Genomic DNA, 20,503 nt, shown 5'->3' with positions numbered 1-20,503 from the left:
TACTCAAATTATAAAAACCTTACCAGTTTCAAAAATAAAATTATGGCTTTAACAAAAGAAGATATAGCAAGAAGAATTGCCAAAGAAGTACAAGACGGCTATTATGTTAACCTAGGAATTGGAATTCCTACCTTGGTGGCTAATTATGTACGCACAGATATTTCGGTTGAATTTCAAAGTGAAAATGGCGTATTAGGCATGGGACCATTCCCTTTTGCAGGAGAAGAAGATGCCGATATTATCAACGCAGGAAAACAAACTATCACGACCTTGCCTGGAGCATCGTTTTTTGACTCGGCTTTGAGTTTCGGGATGATCCGCTCTCAAAAAGTTGATTTAACCATTCTAGGCGCTATGGAAGTTGCCGAAAATGGCGATATCGCCAACTGGAAAATACCAGGCAAAATGGTAAAAGGAATGGGTGGCGCAATGGATTTAGTGGCTTCTGCCGAAAATATCATTGTAGCCATGATGCACGTAAACAAAGCAGGCGAATCAAAAATCTTAAAAAAATGCTCTTTGCCATTAACGGGCGTAGGCTGCGTTAAAAAGGTAGTAACCGAACTTGCAGTACTAGAAGTTACCTCGGCAGGATTTAAGCTTTTAGAGCGCGCGCCAGGTGTTACTGTAGAACATATCATTGCCTCAACAGAAGCAACACTAACCATTGACGGAGAAATTCCAGAAATGAAAATAGATTAAATTTTTAAAAAAAGTAACCGCAGATTCACAGATTTTAAATTTCAAAAACTTTGAAATAATCTGCGAATCTGCGGTTTAAAATATCCTCATAATTAGAAGCTTAGCATCTTTATTATAAATTTTCAAAGAAATCATTTCCTTTATCATCTGTAATGATAAAAGCAGGGAAGTTTTTCACTGTGATTTTACGTACCGCTTCCATACCTAATTCTTCAAAGTCTACTACTTCTACTTTTAAGATGTTGTCTTGAGCCAAAATAGCCGCTGGACCACCTATAGAACCTAGGTAGAAACCACCGTAAGTTTTACATGCATCCATTACTTGTTTGGTTCTATTTCCTTTGGCAAGCATAATCATACTTCCGCCCGCTTTTTGAAATTCCTCCACATACACGTCCATTCTACCAGCCGTAGTTGGACCAAAACTTCCCGATGGCATTCCGTCTGGAGTTTTTGCTGGACCAGCATAATACACGGGATGATTTTTAAAATACTCCGGCATAGGTTTACCAGCATCTAATAATTCTTTGATTTTAGCATGTGCAATATCACGCGCTACAATCAAAGTTCCGTTCAGTTTTAAACGCGTTTTTATAGGATATTGTGATAACTTTTTAAGAATATCAGCCATAGGTTGGTTCAAGTCTATTTCGACCGCTGGTTCCAAATGTGGCGGAGTAGCAGGCAACAAACGCCCTGGATTCACCTCAAGTTGTTCTACAAAAATACCGTCCTTAGTAATTTTTCCTTTTATATTTCTATCGGCAGAACACGACACTCCTAATCCAACAGGGCAAGAAGCAGCATGACGTGGTAAACGAATTACACGTACATCATGCGTGAAATATTTCCCACCAAACTGCGCTCCAATGGCACTTTCTTGGCAAATTTGTTGCACTCTTTGCTCCCATTCTAAATCGCGAAATGCTTGACCAGCCATGTTTCCTGTAGTTGGCAAGTGATCAAAATATCCAGCAGAAGCTTTTTTCACTGCCGACAAATTAGCCTCAGCCGAAGTACCACCAATAACAAATGCCAAGTGATACGGCGGACAAGCAGAAGTTCCCAAATCCATGATTTTAGCACGTACAAATGCATCCATCGACTTTTCGTTCAAAAGGGATTTCGTTTGTTGGTACAAATAGGTTTTATTGGCAGAACCGCCCCCTTTTGCTAAAAACAAAAACTCGTACGTATTTCCTTTTTTGGCATAAATATCAATTTGAGCCGGAAGATTAGAACCAGAATTCTTTTCTTCGAACATACTGATTGGCACAATTTGAGAATAGCGCAGGTTTTTCTCTTGGTAGGTGTTGAATATCCCTTTTGAAAGCCACTCGGCATCATCTACACCTGTGTATACGTTTTCTCCTTTTTTAGCCACTACAATCGCTGTTCCGGTGTCTTGACAAGAAGGCAATTGTCCGTCAATAGCTACTGCAGCATTTTGCAATAAATTATACGCCACAAAACGATCGTTATCGGTTGCTTCTGGATCATCCAAAATAGCACGTAATTTTTCTAAATGTGACGTACGAAGCATAAAAGAAACGTCTTTCATGGCCTCTTGCGAAAGCAACTCTAAACCCTTTGGATCAACGGTTAAGATTTCTCTGTCGCCTAATTGCTCTACTTTTACAAAATCGGATGTGATTTTTCGATACTGTGTATCATCTTTTAAAATTGGATAGGGATCCTGGTATATAAAGTCCATTGTTTTATTGTTTTTTTTAGAATCCAAATATAAGAATTGTACCAGAAACTACTATTAATTTATATCATCTTATGACTTAGAATAATTATAAATAGAAGGATTTTTGTGTATTGTAACTATTTAAGTTGCTATTCGAATTGTAAAAAAAGTACTTATTTACATTAAATTGGAAACAAGATATTAACGTTTTATAAGGAAATGCATTAAAAAGAGTATTCTTTTAAAACATTATTTCAACAATTGAAAGTGATTTAAAAGTAAATAAATTCAAAAAAATGAATATGTTTCGACACGCTCCTTGCGATAATTACAATTGCTTTCAGTTACAATATGTAACTTCTAGCAGAATATTTAAAATATAAAACTGTAGTATTTTTTTGTAATCAATAATTAAAAAATACACATACTACAGTATTATTAACAATAAAAAGCATTTATTTTACATTTTTTTAACATAAAATATACATCGTATTGTTTTTTTGTTAATTTCGTCTCCAGTTTAAATCATTTTTTTTAAACAACTAACTAAAACCCAAAATCAATGAAAACAAAATTACTAGGTAAAATTGTGCTCTTTGCATCCGTTTCCTTATTAACAATCGAGGGATACGCACAAGATGCCTCAAAATTCGTGAAACAAAAAACTACAGATGAAAAAGGAAAGCCATCGCTAATTGTTTTTAATAAACAATCCACCTACAAATCATCAGATGCAGAAAAGGTATTCACAGAACAATTAGGTCTAAAAAGCAACTCTAATTTTCATAAAACAAGGTCAGAAACTGATAAATTAGGATATTCGCATGAAAAATTTCAATTGTACCATCAAGGTATTAAAGTGGAATTCTCTACGTATACCTTACACTCTAAAGAAGGAAAATTAGAATCCATGAGTGGTGATTTTTATTCCCCAGAAAAAACCAACACTAAAGCGGCTTTAAGCAACCAACAAGCTTTTGAAAAAGCACTACAAAAAATAGGAGCTAAAAAATATCTTTGGGAATCACCAGAAGATGCTAAAATGATGAGCTACGAAAAACCTACTGGAGAATTAGTTTTTCTTCCAGCGGGAATAAGTTTACAATCAAAACAAAAGGACAACAACTTGAGGCTGGCTTACAAATTTGACATGTATGCTTCATTCCCTGTAAGTCGTGGGGATGTTTACATTGATGCCGTTACAGGAGAAGTTTTGCTTTATAATGCTACCATCAAACATTTAGGAGAATATAGTCATGGTCGTCAAACTAATTCTACTGAAAGAGCAACTGCAAAAACTACCTCTAGTGCGGCTGTAATTGCAAATGCTGCAACACGATATAGCGGTACTCAATCTATTCAGACAGCTTTGAGCGGTTCATCTTATATATTATCTGATGCTACCCGAGGTTTAGGTGTACAAACTTATAACTCAGCTAGAACAGCCACTTATCCTACCACTAATTTTACCGATGCAGATAACAACTGGACTGCAGCAGAATTTAACAATACCAACAAGGATAACGGAGCTCTAGATGCGCATTGGGGAGCCGAGAAAACATACGATTATTTTTCAACGAAACATGGACGTAATAGTTATGATAATGCAGGAGCAAAAATAAAAAGTTATGTTCACTACAACCTAATTGCAGCTGGATATCCTGATAACAACAATGCTTTTTGGAACGGTTCAGTGATGACTTATGGCGATGGAAGTGGTACTGGCGGATTTGATGTATTAACAGCATTAGACGTAGCGGGTCACGAAATAGGCCACGCCGTTTGTAGCAACACAGCTAACTTAACGTATCAAAACGAGTCTGGAGCAATGAATGAAGGATTCTCAGATATCTGGGGAGCTTGTATTGAGTTTTCAGCAGCACCAACAAAATCAACATGGCTTATTGGAGAAGATATTGAAAGAAGAACTGGTCATTTATCACTTCGTTCAATGAGTAATCCAAATGCTGAAGGTCAACCAGATACCTATAAAGGAACTAACTGGTATGCAGGAACCGCAGATTCAGGCGGAGTACATACCAACAGTGGAGTTTTAAATCACTGGTTTTATATTTTATCTATCGGAAAATCTGGTACAAATGACATTGGAAGTGTTTTCAATGTAACGGGAATTACGATTGCAAAGGCAGAAAAAATAGCATACCGTTTAGAAAGTGTTTACTTATCTGCAAATTCAAATTATGCTAATGCAAGAACATACGGCATTCAATCAGCAGTAGATTTATATGGAGCAGGTTCACCAGAAGTAATAGCAACAACAAATGCATTTTATGCTGTAGGAATTGGAGCTGCTTATGCTGGCACAGCGGATACAGTTGCACCATCTACACCAGCAAGCTTAGCAGCTTCTGGAACAACTGCAACCTCAACCAACTTGACTTGGACTGCCTCAACGGACAATGTTGCGGTTACTGGCTATAATGTGTACCAAGGAACAACCTTGCTAACTACTGTTACAGGAACATCCTATACCGTTTCAGGATTAACAGCAGCTACTGCTTATACTTTCACCGTAAAAGCTAAAGATGCCGCAGGAAATCTATCAGCTGCTAGTAATGCAGTAAACGTTACTACAACTGGAACTGCTGTAACGTACTGTGTTTCTAAAGGAAGTAATGCAACTTCAGAATACATTGATTATGTTGCATTAGGAGGAATTACCAATACATCTGGTGCAAATGCAGGATACGGAAACTTTACAGCTTTGACAGGAAATGTACCTTACGGATCAAATACAATCACTTTTAGTGCAGGTTTCAGTGGATCTGCTTACACTGAATATTGGAAAATCTGGATTGATTATAACAAAAATGGTGTTTTTGAAACCACAGAACAAGTTGTTTCTGGATCTTCGTCAAGTAGTACAAACCTAACTAGTACCTTTACGGTTCCTACAACAGCGTTATCTGGACCTACCCGCATGAGAGTTTCCATGAAATACAACGCAGCACAAACAGCTTGCGAAACTTTTTCATATGGTGAAGTAGAAGACTACACAGTAAATATTGGTGGAGCTGCAATAGCAGGGTTTGCTACAAGTATTGCAGATGGTCTAGGAAATGAAAACAATATTTTTGATTACACTATATCTCCAAACCCGTCTTCAGAATTTTTAAATGTTAAAATGGTAGATAATCGCAAAGCTAGTTACACCATTTATAATTTATTAGGAAAACAAGTAGAAATAGGGAAAGTTTCTGAAAATGCAATTAATGTAAGTAAACTAGCTTCTGGGGTTTACCTTTTAGAAGTAAATGACGGTCAAAAAACAATGACCAAAAAATTCATTAAGGAATAAATTATCTCATACATTGATCAAAAAAGGGGTTGTCTATTGTAGACAACCCCTTTTTAATTTCTATTTCTACCAACATTTACATGATAAAAAGATAATCCTGAAACACTATAAAGCATTATCTACAGCTCAAATGATTTTGTTATATGCTCCAAAACAAATCTCCTTGCTAAATAATACTAGTATCAAAAAACGGATCTAGCTAATCGTCTTAAAAACATCCAAAAACCTTAGTTCGGAATGTTGTTCAAGCACTATTTATACAATCCTACACTTAGGCAAAAAAAGGGTTTTAAAGATTATATTTAAATCTTAGAAAAAAACCTGTATGCAAAATATTTTAGTACGTAGATGAAACTATTTTTTAAAAAAACCAGCTCGCCACAAAAATAGCCGTAATTACACATATAACGTCTACCAGCAACATGGTTCCTAAAGCGTAACGCGTATTTTTGATGTTTACCGAACCAAAATAAACTGCAATTACGTAAAAAGTACTTTCGGCGCTACATTGAAAAATACTACTCAAACGAGCCGTTAAGGAATCTGGACCAAAAGTATTCATAGAATCAATCAAAAACCCTCTAGAACCTGCAGAGCTAAATGGACGTAGCAAGGCTACTGGCAACGCATCTGTGATTTCTTTGCTTACGCCCATGTTAGAGAAAATAAAAGCAATCCAGTTGCTAATTATTTCAAATAAGCCACTGTTTCTAAACAAGGAAATTGCCACAAGCATACCTAACACATAAGGAAATATGGTAACTCCTGTTTTAACACCATTGTTAGCACCTACCACAAAGGCATCAAATACCGTAGTACTTGCATCGGTAAATTTCTTTTCGTTTATGAAAGCAAAAATCAAAGTAAAAGCGATAATAGCTATCAATATCAAAGCAGAAAGATTAGAAGTAAAGTAATTTTTACCAATTAAATCCAACTGGTTCACGTACATCAACAAACCTATTATAGCTGCAATTAACGTAATTAAAACCAGTACTAAAGAAGCACTCTTGAAATTGATTTTTTGCTTAATTCCAACAATCAAAAAAGCAGCAATCGTACCTATGAATGATGTAATGATGCAAGGCAACATCACATCGGCTGGATTGCTTGCATTTGCAGCAGCACGGTAGCCAATGATTGAGGTAGCTATCAAAGTAAGACCTGAGGCATGCAAGCACATGAACATAATTTGCGCATCACTGGCTTTGTCTTTTTCAGGATTTATTTCTTGTAAACTTTCCATGGCTTTAAGGCCAAAGGGCGTTGCAGCCGAATCTAAGCCAAGAAAATTAGCTGCAAAATTCAACGTCATATAGGATATCGATGGGTGATTTTTGGGAATACTCGGAAATACTTTTACAAATACAGGACTTAAGGCTTTGGCCAATTTTCCAGAGGCGCCTGAAATTATTAACAGCTCCATCAACCCACAAAAGAAAGCCAAATAAGCCATTAATGGCAATACTAAATCCAGCAAAGTACTTTTACAGGTTGGCAACAATCCATCTGATTTTTGTACGCCGCTATATACTTTTACAGTCTTATTTTTAAAAACATAAGTGGTATCGGCATTAAGCGTATCTCTATTGACAATCATGGTTTGCTCTGGAGCAAGTTGTATACTGTCTTTTATAAATGGTGGTAATTTTTCTAAAAATTGCTCAGAAACTAAAATAGGATCGTCTTTCTTTCCGTTCAAAACGTGGTCAATGGTATAATTGTCTCCAGAAAACAAACTAAACACCACAAAAACAATTGATGAAATAAAAATAACCAGCCAAAATCTACTCAATACCATAACTTATAATTTTTGTAAATGTAATAAATCAATGTTCAATGTCAATTGCAATGTCAATTTCAGTAAAAGAATTTTAAAATTGTATTTGCCATTGAATTTTGATATTGTCATTGAAGTTACTTACACATGAATAATCTCGTCTTCAATCAACAACTCTTCTCTACGCAAACGCAGAAAAATTTGCGCTACAGCTATTGTATCTCGCTCACAATAATTTACAATACGGTCAATGTCTTTTTCCACATAAAACACATGACCTACTTGACTACCATCTATATCGCCTTTTGAAGAAGGAATGCCGAGTACTTTACACATCAATTTCAAAGACGTAAAATGTTTGTAATCGCCAAATTTCCATAATTCTAAAGTATCCAAATGCGGAATTTCCCAAGGTTTTTTTCCAAATAAATTCAGCTTGTTTGGAATTGCAATATTGTTGATAATCATTCGCCTGGCCAAAAAGGGAATATCAAATTCCTTGGCGTTGTGACCGCACAAAACATGCTGTGGTTGATTGAAGTGATTGTTGAGCAAATTATTAAAGTCGAGAAGTATTTTTTTCTCATCGCCAAAAAAACTCGTTACTCGAAAATTACGAATGTCACCTTTGATGGTAAAATAACCTACCGAAATACACACAATTTTACCAAACTCGGCCCAAATACCTGCTCGATCATAAAAATCTTCGGGAGAATACTCTTCTTTGCGTTGGTATTGGGTTTTATGTTCCCAAAGCGATTGCATTTCCGGATCTAAAGCATCGTAATTTTCAGATTCAGGAACGGTTTCTATATCGAGAAACAGAATGTTGTTGAGATTTATTTTTTCGATCATAGCATGGCACGCAGATGACGCAGATTTAAAAGATTTACACAGATATTCCTAAACGAATATAAAAAAAATATTCATAACCAACTAAAATAAACTATGTTGCGGGGAAGGATTTTCGTGTTCTAATAACCATTTTTTGCGCCATAAACCTCCTGCATAGCCTGTTAATGAACCATCACTACCAATTACTCTGTGACAAGGAACCACAATCCACAACGGATTTTTCCCGTTGGCGGAAGCCACAGCCCGAATAGCTTTTGGATCACCAAGAAATTTGGATTGTTCTAGATAAGTCCTTGTTTTCCCATACGGAATATCAAGTAATGCGTTCCACACTTTTTGTTGAAAATCAGTTCCTTTTGGATTGAGTTTAAATGTAAAATCAGTTCTTTTGGAATTGAAATATTCTTGAAGTTGCTGTACAGCCTCTTGTAAAAAATCGGGAGTTTGCGCTGATACTTCACCCTCTTCTAACACTGTTATTTCAGAAACACCATGCACATCACCAGTAATGGCAGCAATTCCTAACGGTGTTTTAATGTAGACTGTTTCCATTTTTTAAAGGTAAAAAAATAATCATTGTAGACTACATACGGTCATAAAAAAACCATTCGCACTTGTGAATGGTCTTTGATTTTAGCCCTGATAGAAGCGGCATCCTCTTGTGGTAGCGCTAGCGAACACAAGAGATATAGCGGATAGCAGGATAAAGCTCCTAGAAAAAAGCAGCTTTATTTTACATGAGAATATACGTAGGCTTCTAGCGCATTCAATTCCTCGTCAGACATGGCTTTTGTGAGTGCAAAATTAGCTTTCATTACCTCGTATTGACTTGGGTCTACTATTGGTTCACCTTCGCCTTTTAAAAAGGTGACCATATCTGCATTTTTACTTTTATAAATACCTGCAATGTCTTGTAAGCTGGGACCGATTACCTTTTTGTCAATTTGATGACAGGCGATGCAATTTCCCTTTCCTTCAAAAATTTCTTTTCCTAATTCTACTGGAGTTTGAGCAACTTCTTCAGTAGTTGTTGGGTACAAGGATTCTTTCTTTGTTTCTTCTTTTTTACAAGATAAAAAGCAACATACGGCTACTAAGCAAAGGATCTTTTTCATTATTTTTTATTTAAAAGTATTGCGGCTTCTTTGGCAAAATAAGTCGAAATTAAACTAGCTCCTGCACGCTTGATGCACATTAACTGCTCCATCATGGTTTGGTCGTGATCTAACCAACCTCTTTCGGAAGCGGCTTTGATCATGGCATATTCGCCAGAAACATGATATACCGTTACAGGCACATGAACTGCATTTTTTACTTCGCGAACGATATCTAAGTATGCAATTCCGGGTTTTACCATGACCATATCAGCGCCTTCTTCAACATCCCAAAGTGCTTCTTTGATGGCTTCTAGACGATTGGCATAATCCATTTGGTAGGTTTTTTTGTCTTTTGGTACCACGACATCTGCTTCTTTTGGAGCAGAGTCTAAAGCATCCCGAAAAGGTCCGTAAAATGCCGAAGCATATTTGGCTGAATAGCTCATGATTCCCACATTGTGAAATCCTGCAGCATCTAAACCTTGGCGCAAGCGTAATACACGTCCGTCCATCATATCGCTTGGGGCTACAAAATCAGCACCGGCTTGAGCGTGAGACACGGCCATTTTTACCAAAGCTTCATTCGTCGAATCGTTTTCTACATCACCGTTTGCAATGATTCCGTCATGACCATAAATAGAATAAGGGTCTAAAGCCACATCAGGCATGACAATCATTTCCGGGCAAGCGGTTTTGATGGCACGAATGGCGTTTTGCATGAGTCCGCTTGGGTTCCAAGCTTCAGTACCGGCATTGTCTTTTAGATTTTCATCAACTTTTACATAGATGTTTACTGCTCGAATTCCTAAATCGAACAATTCTTTCACTTCTTTTACCGTTAAATCAATAGAACGGCGGAAAATTCCAGGCATAGATGGAATTTCTACTTGTACGTTTTCGCCTTCGGCAATAAACATAGGAAACATAAAATCACTTGGACTTAATGTAGTTTCACGAACTAAGGAACGAATGGATTCGTTGACTCTTAAACGACGACCTCTTTGTAATGGGAACATATTTTTAGTTTTTCAAGCTCCAAAGGAGCGTAATGTTTATAGTAATTTATTTTATCGTGACCTATTTAAGCCCGGTAAGGGCGATATATTAATCTCTAATTAAACATCATCAAAAAGATATTCATTTTTAAAATCTACATTATATAATTTTAAAAATTCTACATATTCTTCTTTGAATGTTTTTGATATATGATGTTCTTCTTGATTTTGTATATAATTGATAACATTTGTCAATTGCGAATGGCTGTAGGTGAATGCTCCGAATCCTGTTTGCCACTCAAATTTACCATTTATCCAAGCTTTTTCATTAATGAATCTTGATGAATTGGCTTTTATATCTCTGACCAAATCTGATAAGGCTTTATTTGGCTTTAAGCCAATTAGAATATGAACGTGGTCTGGCATTCCATTGATCGCAATTAATTTTTGACCTTCATTTGTGACAATACCAGTGATATATTTGAACAAATCATCTTTCCATTTCTTAGAAATTAGATTTTGTCTTCCCTTAACGGCAAAGACAATTTGGATGTAGATTTGCGAATAGGTGTTTGCCATTATAAATTGATGTTGGTTAAAGATGTCATCCCTACAGGATTCAATTTCAATTACATAAATTATTTGCTATAAATATAGCGCTCCTACGGAGCTAAATCAAAACAATATTATTTATCCAAATATAACGTGACGCTATAAATATATCGCAACGATGGCTGCTGTAAATATAGCGCTCCTTCGGAGCTAAATAAAAACAATCTTATTTATCCAAATATAACACGGCGCTATAAATATATCGCAACGATGGTTGCTATAAATATAGCGCTCCTACGGAGCTAAATCAAAACAATCTTATTTATCCAAATATAACACGGCGCTATAAATATATTGCACCGATGGTTGCTATAAATATATCGCACCGATGGTGCTCCGTTACAACAATACAATCACCTATACAAATTGCGCTCCTTCGGAGCTAAACTATCCACTCAACAGGATTCTCCAACACTTTCAATAATTTCTCCTCTTCACTTCCTGATTCTGGATGATGATCGTATACCCACTGAACATGTGGTGGTAATGACATCAAAATAGACTCAATTCTTCCATTGGTTTTTAAGCCAAATAAAGTGCCTTTGTCATGCACCAAATTGAACTCAACATAGCGACCTCTTCGTATTTCTTGCCAGGTTCTTTGTTCTACGGTATATGGTAAATTTTTTCGTCGTTCTAAAATTGGAACATAAGCGGTAAGAAATGAATTACCAACTTCGGTTACAAAATTGTACCAGTTTTCCATTGACATTTGTTCGGTTTCTTTGCAGTAATCGAAGAATAATCCGCCTAGTCCACGAGCTTCATTACGATGTGCGTTCCAAAAATAGGCATCGCATTGTTTTTTAAACTTGGGATAAAAATCTAGATTGTGCTTATCACAAGCCGTTTTACAAGTTTGGTGAAAATGAATCGCATCTTTTTCAAATAAATAATAGGGAGTTAAGTCCTGCCCACCACCAAACCAACTGTTGATTACATTTCCGCTATCATCGTACATTTCGAAATAACGCCAATTAGCATGAACGGTAGGTGCCATTGGATTTTTAGGATGGATAACCAAACTCAATCCGCAGGCAAAAAAATCAGCTTCGCCTACGTTAAATAATTTCTGCATCGAATCGGGTAATTTTCCATGCACTGCCGAAATATTGACACCGCCTTTCTCGATAACATTTCCGTTTTCGATAACGCGTGTTCTTCCTCCGCCGCCTTCTGGACGTTCCCAAAGATCTTCCTTGAATTTGGCTTGACCTTCAACAGCTTCTAGGCCAGCAACAATCTGGTCTTGCAGGTTTTGTATGTATTGGTAAAATTTATTTTTCATTGTACAATTCATATAATTCCATGTCTAATGACTTATCATTAGTTGGAGTAAATTCATTTTGTAAAGTTTTTTGCCAAACAAAACCATTATTTTCAGCTACTTTCACACTTCCTAAATTACTTTTATGAGCTATAATCTGAAGTGTTTTCAAACCTAAATTCTCAAAAGCAAAATTTGTCATTTCTTTTACCGCAAATGAAGTCAAACCATTTCCTTCATATTCCGAACCAATGCAATAGGCAAATTCTCCTTGGTTTTTATCCCAATCGAGTTTTTTGATAATAATTAAACCTACAATTTGTTGGTTATTTTTATCTCGAATAGCAAAAGTGAAATTTGTCTTCTCTTCTATTTCTTTATTTTTAATTGAAATATAGGCTTGTGTTTTTTCTAAAGTACTATTCATTTCCAATGTTACTGGAAAAAATAATTTTAATCGTTCCTTATTATCCAACATGAATTGATACAACTGATTGGAATCAATTGGTTGCAGTTTGTCAACTATGTAATTTTCAAATTTCAAACTATTGTTTATACTCCTTCACCGCATCAATAAACGCTTTGGCATGATCTACCGGAATATTTGGTAAAATACCGTGGCCTAAGTTTACAATATATTTGTCTTTTCCGAATTCGTCAATCATTTCATGAACCATTTTCTTAATCACTGGAATTGGAGAAAATAATCGAGAAGGATCAAAATTACCTTGTAAAGTGATGTTTCCACCTGACAAATAACGTGCATTTCTTGGCGAGCAAGTCCAGTCTACACCTAGCGCAGAGGCTTTACTTTTACCCATTTCGTTCAAAGCAAACCAACATCCTTTACCAAAAACAATAACTGGAGTTACCTCAGCTAAGGCATCAATGATTTGGTTGATGTATTTCCATGAGAATTCTTGGTAATCAACTGGCGACAACATACCGCCCCAAGAATCAAAAATCTGAACTGCATTTACACCTGATTTTACTTTTTCTAATAAGTATAAAATAGTAGTATCGGTGATTTTTTGTAATAAAGTGTGCGCCGCTACTGGATCAGAGAAACAGAATCCTTTGGCAGTATCAAAACTTTTAGACCCCTTACCTTCAACAGCATAACAAAAAATAGTCCATGGCGAACCCGCAAAACCTATTAAAGGCACCTCATCGTTCAACATTTCTTTTGTCAACTTAACCGCATCAAAAACGTAACCTAAAGTTTCATTTACATCCGGAACAAAAACTTGGTTTACTTGTTCCATCGTACGAATAGGATTTGGGATAATTGGTCCTAAATTGTCTTTTAATTCCACGTGAATTCCCATAGCACGTGGCACAACAAGAATATCCGAAAACAAAATCGCAGCATCTGGAGCAATTCTTCGAATAGGTTGCACCGTAATTTCGGCAGCTAATTCTGGTGTTTCGCAACGGGTAAAAAAATCGTATTTGTCACGCAATGCTCTAAATTCTGGTAAATACCTACCCGCTTGACGCATCATCCAAACTGGCGGACGCTCTACTACTTCTCCTTTTAACGCTCTTAAAAACAGGTCATTTTTAAGTACTTTTGCTTGATTATCGGTATTGTTCATTTTAATATGCTTTGTGACTTTTAGGTTGTCTAATTTTTAAATTTATGATCTTTACGTAAACATTCCGCAGTGGGAATTACGATTCTTTATAATATGCAATCACTTCCTCAATTACTTCTTCGATAATAGGAAATTCAGGTATGACAATGTTCTTAATTTTCTTTGATTCTAATGACGATGCTGTTGTGGTGCCAATACAAAAACAAACTTCGTCTTGAATTGTATTATTAGTGAAATAACTTTCTACAGCCGATGGACTAAAGAAAAGAATACCATCAAATTTTTCCTGACTTGAAATCTTAAAAGGAGTAAGTGTGGTTTGATACACCTCAATCTCATTAAAAATGATTCCAGCATCTTTTAACGCAGCAGGTAGTGTTTCCTTACGCAGGTTCCCACTCAAAAAAGTAAAATGCTCTTTATTATAAATCAGCGTAATTATCTCTGCAAGTTCAGAAGCGTAATCCATATACACATCTACCGTAAAGCCATGTTGCTCTAGCAATTCTTTGGTTTTTATGCCTACACAAAACACAGGTTTAGTTTTTAAAACCTCCCAACCATTTTGTTCTATTAAACTCAAAACTGCATTTTGACTGCTGAAAATCAAATTCGCATTGATACTTTTCAAGTCAAACAAATTGTTTTTTATTTCGATAAAATCTTCTTCTAAAAGATCAAAATCAGCATCAATAAAAACTTTTCTTTGAGCATCTGTTAGTGTTCTGGTCGATAAAATACTTTTTTGACTCATTATTTTTTTAATTTCTCTTTTATAGATTTCATCAACGCTACACCACCATTTTCAAGAATTTCTTGTGCGCAAAAGTACCCCAACTTTTTCCATTCTTGCATCGGAACGGTTTTTTCTACTTCGATTTTTTCTTTTCCGTCAATAGAAAACAAAACACCTTTAAAAACAATATCATCCTCTACAAAAACGGCTAAAGCACCAATAGGTGCCGTACAACCACCTTCTAAAGTTTTAAGAAATTGTCTTTCAATGTGGGTACATATTTCAGTGTCAATATCATTCAGTTCGTGTAATGCCTGTCGAGAATACTCATCATTTGCCATTGCTACAACAAGCATAGCTCCTTGCGCTGGTGCTGGAATCATCCAGTCTAGATCAATATAATCTCTTGGTTTAAGATTGATTCTTTCTAGCCCTGCTGCTGCAAATACGGCTCCACTCCAGTCGCTTTCTTGTAGTTTTTTCATGCGTGAATTTACATTTCCACGCAAATCAACTACAGTATGATTGGGGTATTTATTAAGCCATTGTGCTTGACGGCGTAAACTACCCGTAGCGATTATTCCTGTTTGATTTAAAAAATCTAGATTTCCTTTGTGAACTAAAATATCGAGTGTATTGGCTCTTTCAAGAACTGCAGCTTGAACAATTCCTTGTGGCAAAGCAGTAGGAACATCTTTCATAGAATGTACCGCAATATCAACATCGCCATTAATCATAGCAACATCCAGTGTTTTGGTAAAAATTCCGGTGATTCCTAATTCATAAAGAGGCTTATCAAGAATAATATCACCTTGAGATTTTACGGCTACAATTTCGGTTTTGTATCCTAAATCGTTTAACTTATTTTGAACAGTGTGGGCTTGCCAGAGTGCGAGTTCACTATCACGGGTTCCTATGCGTATCGTTTTGTTCACTATTTTATTTTTTTCAAACCCATGAGAAATGAAGTTATCTCCTGATTTGATTTTAATGGCGCCAACTTTATTTAGCCGTTGCTCCTATTTTAAAAACTTTCTCAATCCATTCAATACTTTCATCCACCATAGTGTTATCATCTTTTAAATGATTGGCAAAATGGGTTGTAATTTTTTGGATAATGCGGTTGCTGATTATTTCCGCTTGTTCTTCATTGAAGTTAGATATTTTCTTGCTTTGAAAATCAAGTTCAGATGCTTTTATCGCATTCAATTTTGCTTTCAAAGCATTAATTGTTGGCGCAAACTTTCTACCTTTGGTCCAAGTGATGAACTCTTCCTTAATTTCTTCGATAATCGCTTCGGCAGCGGGAATGTGTTTTTTTCTATTTTCCAAGGTTTCATCTGTCAACTGTGACAAATAATCCATGTGAATTAAAGTTACTCCATCCAGTTCTTCCACGTTTTCATGTGCATTTTTTGGAATTGACAAATCTAAAATCAACAGTGGTTTTTTCAAATTCAAAATCGCTTTATCAATTGTTGGATTTTGTGCGCCGGTGGCAACCACAACAACATCAGCTTTTTGTAATTCAAGATGCAATTCTGAGTAATCCTTAACAATAAGATTTAATTTCCCAGCCAGTTTTTCTGCCTTTTCTTTAGTTCTATTGATCAAGGTTATGTGTTCGTTTTTAGTATGTTTTACTAAATTTTCACAGGTATTTCGACCAATTTTTCCCGTACCAAAAAGTAATATGTTTTTATTACCAATGTCTTCAACATTTTTGATAATGTATTGCACTGCCGCAAAAGAAACAGATGTAGCTCCGGAACTTATCTCGGTATCCGTTTTTATTTTTTTACTAGCTTGGATAACAGAATTGACCAATCTTTCCATAAAAGCATGCGCTAAGCCCAATCCTTTTGACTGTGAAAAACTAGATTTAATTTGGGCAATAATTTCAAAATCTCCCAGAATCTGACTATCAAGACCTGTTCCCACTCGAAATAAATGACTAATGGCTTCTTGATTTTTATAAACAAATCCTACCTTTTGAAAGGATTCAACAGAACCTTGACTGTTCTCACAAATCAATTTGATCAATTGAAATGGATGTTCTGCAAAACCATAAATTTCAGTACGGTTGCAGGTTGAAGTAACTATTAAACTTTCTATTCCTTCATTCTTAGCTTGCTCTAACAAACGTGTTTTTGCAACACCATCTAAACTAAACTTCCCTCTGATCTCTGCATCGGCTTTCTTGTAGCTTAACCCAACCGCGTAAAAATACTGATGCTTTGATGTGTTATTGTTTTCCATATTTGCACTTTTCCAAAAAGTGAAACAAAATTAGCACTACAGTAGTTATAAAAATAACGCTAGAAGTTCTTTTTGTATCGCTTAATGATTTTTTGATTCTAATTGTATTTATTAACCAAAAAAACTTATTTTTGTAATGAAATCAAGTGCTTTGAATCTCTTTATTTAGAGTTGTTCTAAATAAATACGTTTCCTGAATATGATTTTTATATTAAAAAAATACCGCTATGAGTTCTCAAGAAATTATAAAAATTGAAGACGATTTTACGCTAATTCGGTTTCAAAATGATGGTATAAACCCTTTCCATGCACAACGCGAGGTGAGCAGCGGATTGATTCAGTTTCATTTTGGACTAAAAGGAAGTGCTAAATTTATTTTTAATCAAGGAAACTATGCGCTAGAACTCAAAGAGGAAAAATCATTATTACTTTATAATCCACAAAAAGAATTACCTCTTAACTTAGAACTAGCTCCAAATTCTTGGGTGATATCTGTCATTATTTCTATCAAAAAATTCCATGCGCTATTCTCTACCGAGGCAGATTATATTACTTTTTTGAGCGCTGATAATAAAGATAAAAAATATTATAACGAAGGAAACATTAGCCCATCAATGGCAATTGTGCTATCACAGTTGTTTCATTACAGCTTGCATCCATCCATAAAAAACTTGTATTACAAAGGCAAAGGGTACGAGTTATTGAGCCTTTACTTTAATAGAACAGAAGATCCAAATGCAGAGCAATGTCCTTTTTTAATAGATGAAGACAATGTGATCAAAATAAAAAAAGCAAAAGAAATCATTATTGCTAACATGGCTGAACCGCCAGGTTTACAAGAACTAGCAGATGAAATAGGTTTGAATTTAAAAAAACTCAAAATGGGTTTCAAACAAATTTATGGTGATACCGTGTACGGATTTTTATTTGACTATAAAATGGATTTTGCTCGAAAACTACTAGATAGTGGCTCCTATAACGTAAACGAAGTGGGGTTGAAAATAGGGTACAGCACCGGAAGCCATTTTATTACAGCATTCAAAAAGAAATTTGCTACCACTCCCAAAAAATATTTGATGTCCATAAACCCTAATATGCAGTAAACGATTGTTTTCGTATATTAAACAATAAATAAAAAATAGTTAATCGCAAAGTATAAAAAAGCAGGTTTAGTTACTTTTGCTTCATAAAAAAAAGACAAGATGAAAGGTGTATTATTAGTAAATTTAGGTTCTCCCGAAAGTCCAACTCCAAAAGATGTAAAACCTTATTTAGATGAGTTTTTAATGGACAAATATGTAATTGACGTTCCGTTTTTATTACGTGCATTACTAGTACGCGGAATCATTTTACAAACAAGACCTAAAAAATCAGCGGCGGCGTATGCTAGAATTTGGTGGGACGAAGGTTCTCCACTTGTAGTAATATCAAGAAGAATGCACGAAAAAGTACAAAAACTGGTAGATGTTCCTGTTGCTCTGGCTATGCGTTACGGCAATCCATCGCTTTTATCTGGATTACAAGAATTACACGATAAAGGGGTGACCGAAGTATTGCTTTTTCCATTGTATCCGCAACACGCAATGGCTTCAACTACGACTATTCTAGAACTAGCAGAGGAACACCGCAAAAAGTATTTCCCTGAAATGAAATTCACAATTGTTCCAGCTTTTTACAATAAACCTGATTATTTGAAAAATCTAGCTGATTCTATAAAAGGGCATTTAGAAGGTTTTGATTACGATCATTTGTTGTTTTCATACCACGGAATTCCAGAACGCCACATTCGCAAAACAGACATCACCAAATCACATTGTAAAATAGATGGCTCTTGCTGTAATTCACCATCACCGGCACACGAATTTTGTTACCGTCACCAATGTTACGAAACTACAAAACAAGTGGTTAAGTTGTTAGGAATCCCAGAAGGAAAATACAGCCAGACGTTTCAATCGCGTTTAGCGGGTGACAAATGGTTGACTCCCTACACAGACGTCGAAGTTAACAAAATGCCAAAAAACGGCATTAAAAATCTAGCCGTAGTGACACCTGCATTTGTATCAGACTGTTTAGAGACTTTAGAGGAAATTGCTATGGAAGCCAATGAAGAATTTTTACACCACGGTGGCGAAAAATTCATGGCCATTCCTTGTTTAAATGACGATGAAGATTGGTGTAAAACAGTAGGAAACTGGATTACTAGCTGGACAGGCGTATCTACAACAGCAACGCTAGAAAAAACTACTGCATAAATGAATACCAGAACCGATGAGTTGGGAACGCAACCAATCAAAACACTCTTGATTAAACAAGCGGTTCCTTCCTCTATTGGGATTCTCTTTATGTCTGTTAATATTTTGATAGACACCATATTTGTTGGGCAATGGATCGGTTCACTTGCAATAGCTGCAGTAACCGTTGTATTGCCCATCACTTTTTTAATTTCGTCATTAGGCATGGCTATTGGCGTAGGAGGCGGATCAGTTTTGTCACGTGCTTTGGGTGCAAACAACAAAGAAAAAGCATTGCAAACTTTTGGGAACCAAATAACGATGACTTTCATCCTAGCCTCGGTGTTTGTGGTATTCGGTTTGGTATTTAGTGATGAAATGCTTTTGCTTTTTGGGGCAAAAGGAGCCATTTTTAAACCCGCGCAAGAGTTTTATTTTCCTATTATCATAAGCGTTCCCTTTCTAGCATTGTGCATGATGGGCAATAATGTCATTCGGGCTGAAGGAAAGGCAAAATTTGCCATGGTAGCCATGATCATTCCCGCATTTGTAAACATTGCTCTGGATATTCTTTTTATAAAATACTTGGACATGGGTATTTTTGGAGCAGCATTGGCCACAGCCATATCCTATACTACTTGTTTTTTATTTGTAGTGTGGTACTTTGTTTTCAAGAGTGAATTGCGATTGCAACTCAAACATTTTTTATTCAACGCATCCATTGTCAAGCAAATAACTTCCCTTAGCATTGTTACGTTTTCCAGACAAGGTGTCGTTAGTCTTTTATCAATTTTGTTAAACCACACATTGTATACCTATGGCGGTGAACACTCTGTTGCCATTTATGGGATTATCAGCAGAATGTTAATGTTTGCTTTGTTTCCTATACTTGGAATCACACAAGGATTTTTGCCTATTGCAGGTTACAATTATGGAGCTTCTAATTTTGCTCGTGTTAAGGAGAGTGTTCAGTTATCTATATTATATGCGGCGGTTTTGGCTTCTATAATATTTGTGGTCATCTTGGTCTTTGCGAAACCAATTGTATCAGTTTTTACCACTGATCCCGAGGTTATAGCCCAAACGCCCAATGCCTTGCGCTGGGTTTTTGCTGCTTCACCTATTATTGCTATTCAGCTGATTGGTGCAGCTTATTTTCAAGCGATTGGCAATGCCAAAAAAGCTTTACTTTTAACGTTAAGCAAACAAGGATTTTTCCTCATCCCGCTAGTGCTCATTCTACCAAATTTTTTAGGTATTTTTGGCGTATGGATTGCTTTTCCTATTGCCGATGTTTTATCAACAGCATTGACTGGCTATTTATTAAAAAAAGAAATACATACTAAACTACTATAACGG

The 20,503-nt window shown here is 35.9% G+C and carries 18 protein-coding genes; 5 read left to right on the top strand and 13 right to left on the bottom strand.

Features of this window, described 5'->3' with window-relative positions:
- Positions 1-42 precede the first annotated feature (42 nt).
- Positions 43-702, top strand: coding sequence for a 3-oxoacid CoA-transferase subunit B (locus tag K5V07_RS00780; RefSeq protein WP_221915977.1), 660 nt, complete (start codon positions 43-45; stop codon positions 700-702).
- Positions 703-814: 112 nt separating this feature from the next.
- Here the strand turns inward: K5V07_RS00780 and K5V07_RS00775 are convergent, their stop codons facing one another.
- The gene (locus tag K5V07_RS00775) at positions 815-2,416 is read right to left on the bottom strand and encodes a fumarate hydratase (protein WP_221915976.1); all 1,602 of its coding nucleotides are present in this window, start codon (positions 2,414-2,416) and stop codon (positions 815-817) included.
- A 541-nt stretch (positions 2,417-2,957) separates the two neighbouring features.
- Here K5V07_RS00775 and K5V07_RS00770 point away from each other — a divergent pair.
- Positions 2,958-5,714, top strand: coding sequence for a M4 family metallopeptidase (locus K5V07_RS00770; RefSeq protein ID WP_221915975.1), 2,757 nt, complete (start codon positions 2,958-2,960; stop codon positions 5,712-5,714).
- 361 nt (positions 5,715-6,075) lie between these two features.
- On the opposite strand, the gene K5V07_RS00765 is transcribed toward K5V07_RS00770, so the two are convergent.
- The 12 genes from K5V07_RS00765 to hemA all read right to left on the bottom strand — a co-directional run bounded on the left by K5V07_RS00765 (position 6,076) and on the right by hemA (position 16,913).
- Complete coding sequence (locus K5V07_RS00765; RefSeq protein ID WP_221915974.1) at positions 6,076-7,515, bottom strand: nucleoside recognition domain-containing protein; 1,440 nt, start codon at positions 7,513-7,515, stop codon at positions 6,076-6,078.
- A 120-nt stretch (positions 7,516-7,635) separates the two neighbouring features.
- Entirely contained in the window at positions 7,636-8,349 is a 714-nt protein-coding gene (locus tag K5V07_RS00760; RefSeq protein WP_221915973.1) for a 3'-5' exonuclease, read from the bottom strand.
- 81 nt (positions 8,350-8,430) lie between these two features.
- Positions 8,431-8,901 carry a methylated-DNA--[protein]-cysteine S-methyltransferase gene (locus K5V07_RS00755; RefSeq protein ID WP_221915972.1) on the bottom strand — a complete coding sequence of 157 codons (471 nt, stop codon included), beginning with the start codon at positions 8,899-8,901 and terminating at the stop codon, positions 8,431-8,433.
- Between the two features lie 176 nt (positions 8,902-9,077).
- A complete protein-coding gene (locus K5V07_RS00750) occupies positions 9,078-9,464 on the bottom strand; it encodes a c-type cytochrome (protein ID WP_221915971.1) in 387 nt (128 codons plus the stop codon).
- On the bottom strand, positions 9,464-10,462 hold the full coding sequence (gene hemB, locus K5V07_RS00745; RefSeq protein WP_221915970.1) for a porphobilinogen synthase: 999 nt from the start codon (positions 10,460-10,462) through the stop codon (positions 9,464-9,466). The genes K5V07_RS00750 and hemB overlap by 1 nt, the downstream gene beginning before the upstream one ends.
- A 99-nt stretch (positions 10,463-10,561) precedes the next feature.
- Complete coding sequence (tnpA, locus tag K5V07_RS00740) at positions 10,562-11,020, bottom strand: IS200/IS605 family transposase (RefSeq protein ID WP_221915969.1); 459 nt, start codon at positions 11,018-11,020, stop codon at positions 10,562-10,564.
- 415 nt (positions 11,021-11,435) lie between these two features.
- On the bottom strand, positions 11,436-12,341 hold the full coding sequence (gene hemF, locus K5V07_RS00735) for an oxygen-dependent coproporphyrinogen oxidase (RefSeq protein ID WP_221915968.1): 906 nt from the start codon (positions 12,339-12,341) through the stop codon (positions 11,436-11,438).
- Positions 12,331-12,864, bottom strand: coding sequence for a GNAT family N-acetyltransferase (locus tag K5V07_RS00730; protein ID WP_255577393.1), 534 nt, complete (start codon positions 12,862-12,864; stop codon positions 12,331-12,333). The genes hemF and K5V07_RS00730 overlap by 11 nt, the downstream gene beginning before the upstream one ends.
- 1 nt (position 12,865) lies before the next feature.
- Positions 12,866-13,918, bottom strand: a complete 1,053-nt coding sequence (hemE, locus tag K5V07_RS00725) for a uroporphyrinogen decarboxylase (protein WP_221915967.1) — start codon at positions 13,916-13,918, stop codon at positions 12,866-12,868.
- 76 nt (positions 13,919-13,994) lie between these two features.
- Positions 13,995-14,672, bottom strand: a complete 678-nt coding sequence (locus K5V07_RS00720; protein WP_144893537.1) for a uroporphyrinogen-III synthase — start codon at positions 14,670-14,672, stop codon at positions 13,995-13,997.
- A complete protein-coding gene (gene hemC / locus K5V07_RS00715; protein ID WP_221918113.1) occupies positions 14,672-15,592 on the bottom strand; it encodes a hydroxymethylbilane synthase in 921 nt (306 codons plus the stop codon). The genes K5V07_RS00720 and hemC overlap by 1 nt, the downstream gene beginning before the upstream one ends.
- A 64-nt stretch (positions 15,593-15,656) precedes the next feature.
- Positions 15,657-16,913, bottom strand: coding sequence for a glutamyl-tRNA reductase (gene hemA, locus K5V07_RS00710; RefSeq protein WP_221915966.1), 1,257 nt, complete (start codon positions 16,911-16,913; stop codon positions 15,657-15,659).
- A gap of 227 nt (positions 16,914-17,140) precedes the next feature.
- On the opposite strand from hemA, the gene K5V07_RS00705 reads away from it, so the two are divergent.
- From K5V07_RS00705 to K5V07_RS00695, 3 genes are all read left to right on the top strand, one after another.
- A complete protein-coding gene (locus K5V07_RS00705) occupies positions 17,141-18,016 on the top strand; it encodes a helix-turn-helix transcriptional regulator (protein WP_158981019.1) in 876 nt (291 codons plus the stop codon).
- Between the two features lie 99 nt (positions 18,017-18,115).
- Positions 18,116-19,165 (top strand): ferrochelatase, encoded by a 1,050-nt coding sequence (hemH, locus tag K5V07_RS00700; RefSeq protein ID WP_221915965.1) that lies wholly within the window; start codon positions 18,116-18,118, stop codon positions 19,163-19,165.
- Positions 19,166-20,500 carry an MATE family efflux transporter gene (locus K5V07_RS00695; RefSeq protein ID WP_221915964.1) on the top strand — a complete coding sequence of 445 codons (1,335 nt, stop codon included), beginning with the start codon at positions 19,166-19,168 and terminating at the stop codon, positions 20,498-20,500.
- The last annotated feature ends 3 nt before the right edge of the window (positions 20,501-20,503 follow it).

Source organism: Flavobacterium sp. CHNK8 (assembly GCF_019774515.1).
Taxonomy (GTDB): Bacteria; Bacteroidota; Bacteroidia; order Flavobacteriales; family Flavobacteriaceae; genus Flavobacterium; species Flavobacterium tiangeerense.
Note: the sequence above shows the minus strand (reverse complement) of the source record. Positions and strands in the feature narration are given on the sequence as shown.

Coding starts and splice junctions, on each gene's coding strand:
- hemB (WP_221915970.1), bottom strand. CDS start 10,462: ATGTTCCCATTACAAAGAGGTCGTCGTTTAAGAGTCAACGAATCCATT.
- K5V07_RS00760 (WP_221915973.1), bottom strand. CDS start 8,349: ATGATCGAAAAAATAAATCTCAACAACATTCTGTTTCTCGATATAGAA.
- tnpA (WP_221915969.1), bottom strand. CDS start 11,020: ATGGCAAACACCTATTCGCAAATCTACATCCAAATTGTCTTTGCCGTT.
- K5V07_RS00695 (WP_221915964.1), top strand. CDS start 19,166: ATGAATACCAGAACCGATGAGTTGGGAACGCAACCAATCAAAACACTC.
- K5V07_RS00705 (WP_158981019.1), top strand. CDS start 17,141: ATGAGTTCTCAAGAAATTATAAAAATTGAAGACGATTTTACGCTAATT.
- K5V07_RS00780 (WP_221915977.1), top strand. CDS start 43: ATGGCTTTAACAAAAGAAGATATAGCAAGAAGAATTGCCAAAGAAGTA.
- hemE (WP_221915967.1), bottom strand. CDS start 13,918: ATGAACAATACCGATAATCAAGCAAAAGTACTTAAAAATGACCTGTTT.
- K5V07_RS00750 (WP_221915971.1), bottom strand. CDS start 9,464: ATGAAAAAGATCCTTTGCTTAGTAGCCGTATGTTGCTTTTTATCTTGT.
- hemA (WP_221915966.1), bottom strand. CDS start 16,913: ATGGAAAACAATAACACATCAAAGCATCAGTATTTTTACGCGGTTGGG.
- K5V07_RS00720 (WP_144893537.1), bottom strand. CDS start 14,672: ATGAGTCAAAAAAGTATTTTATCGACCAGAACACTAACAGATGCTCAA.
- K5V07_RS00755 (WP_221915972.1), bottom strand. CDS start 8,901: ATGGAAACAGTCTACATTAAAACACCGTTAGGAATTGCTGCCATTACT.
- K5V07_RS00765 (WP_221915974.1), bottom strand. CDS start 7,515: ATGGTATTGAGTAGATTTTGGCTGGTTATTTTTATTTCATCAATTGTT.
- K5V07_RS00775 (WP_221915976.1), bottom strand. CDS start 2,416: ATGGACTTTATATACCAGGATCCCTATCCAATTTTAAAAGATGATACA.
- K5V07_RS00770 (WP_221915975.1), top strand. CDS start 2,958: ATGAAAACAAAATTACTAGGTAAAATTGTGCTCTTTGCATCCGTTTCC.
- hemF (WP_221915968.1), bottom strand. CDS start 12,341: ATGAAAAATAAATTTTACCAATACATACAAAACCTGCAAGACCAGATT.
- hemH (WP_221915965.1), top strand. CDS start 18,116: ATGAAAGGTGTATTATTAGTAAATTTAGGTTCTCCCGAAAGTCCAACT.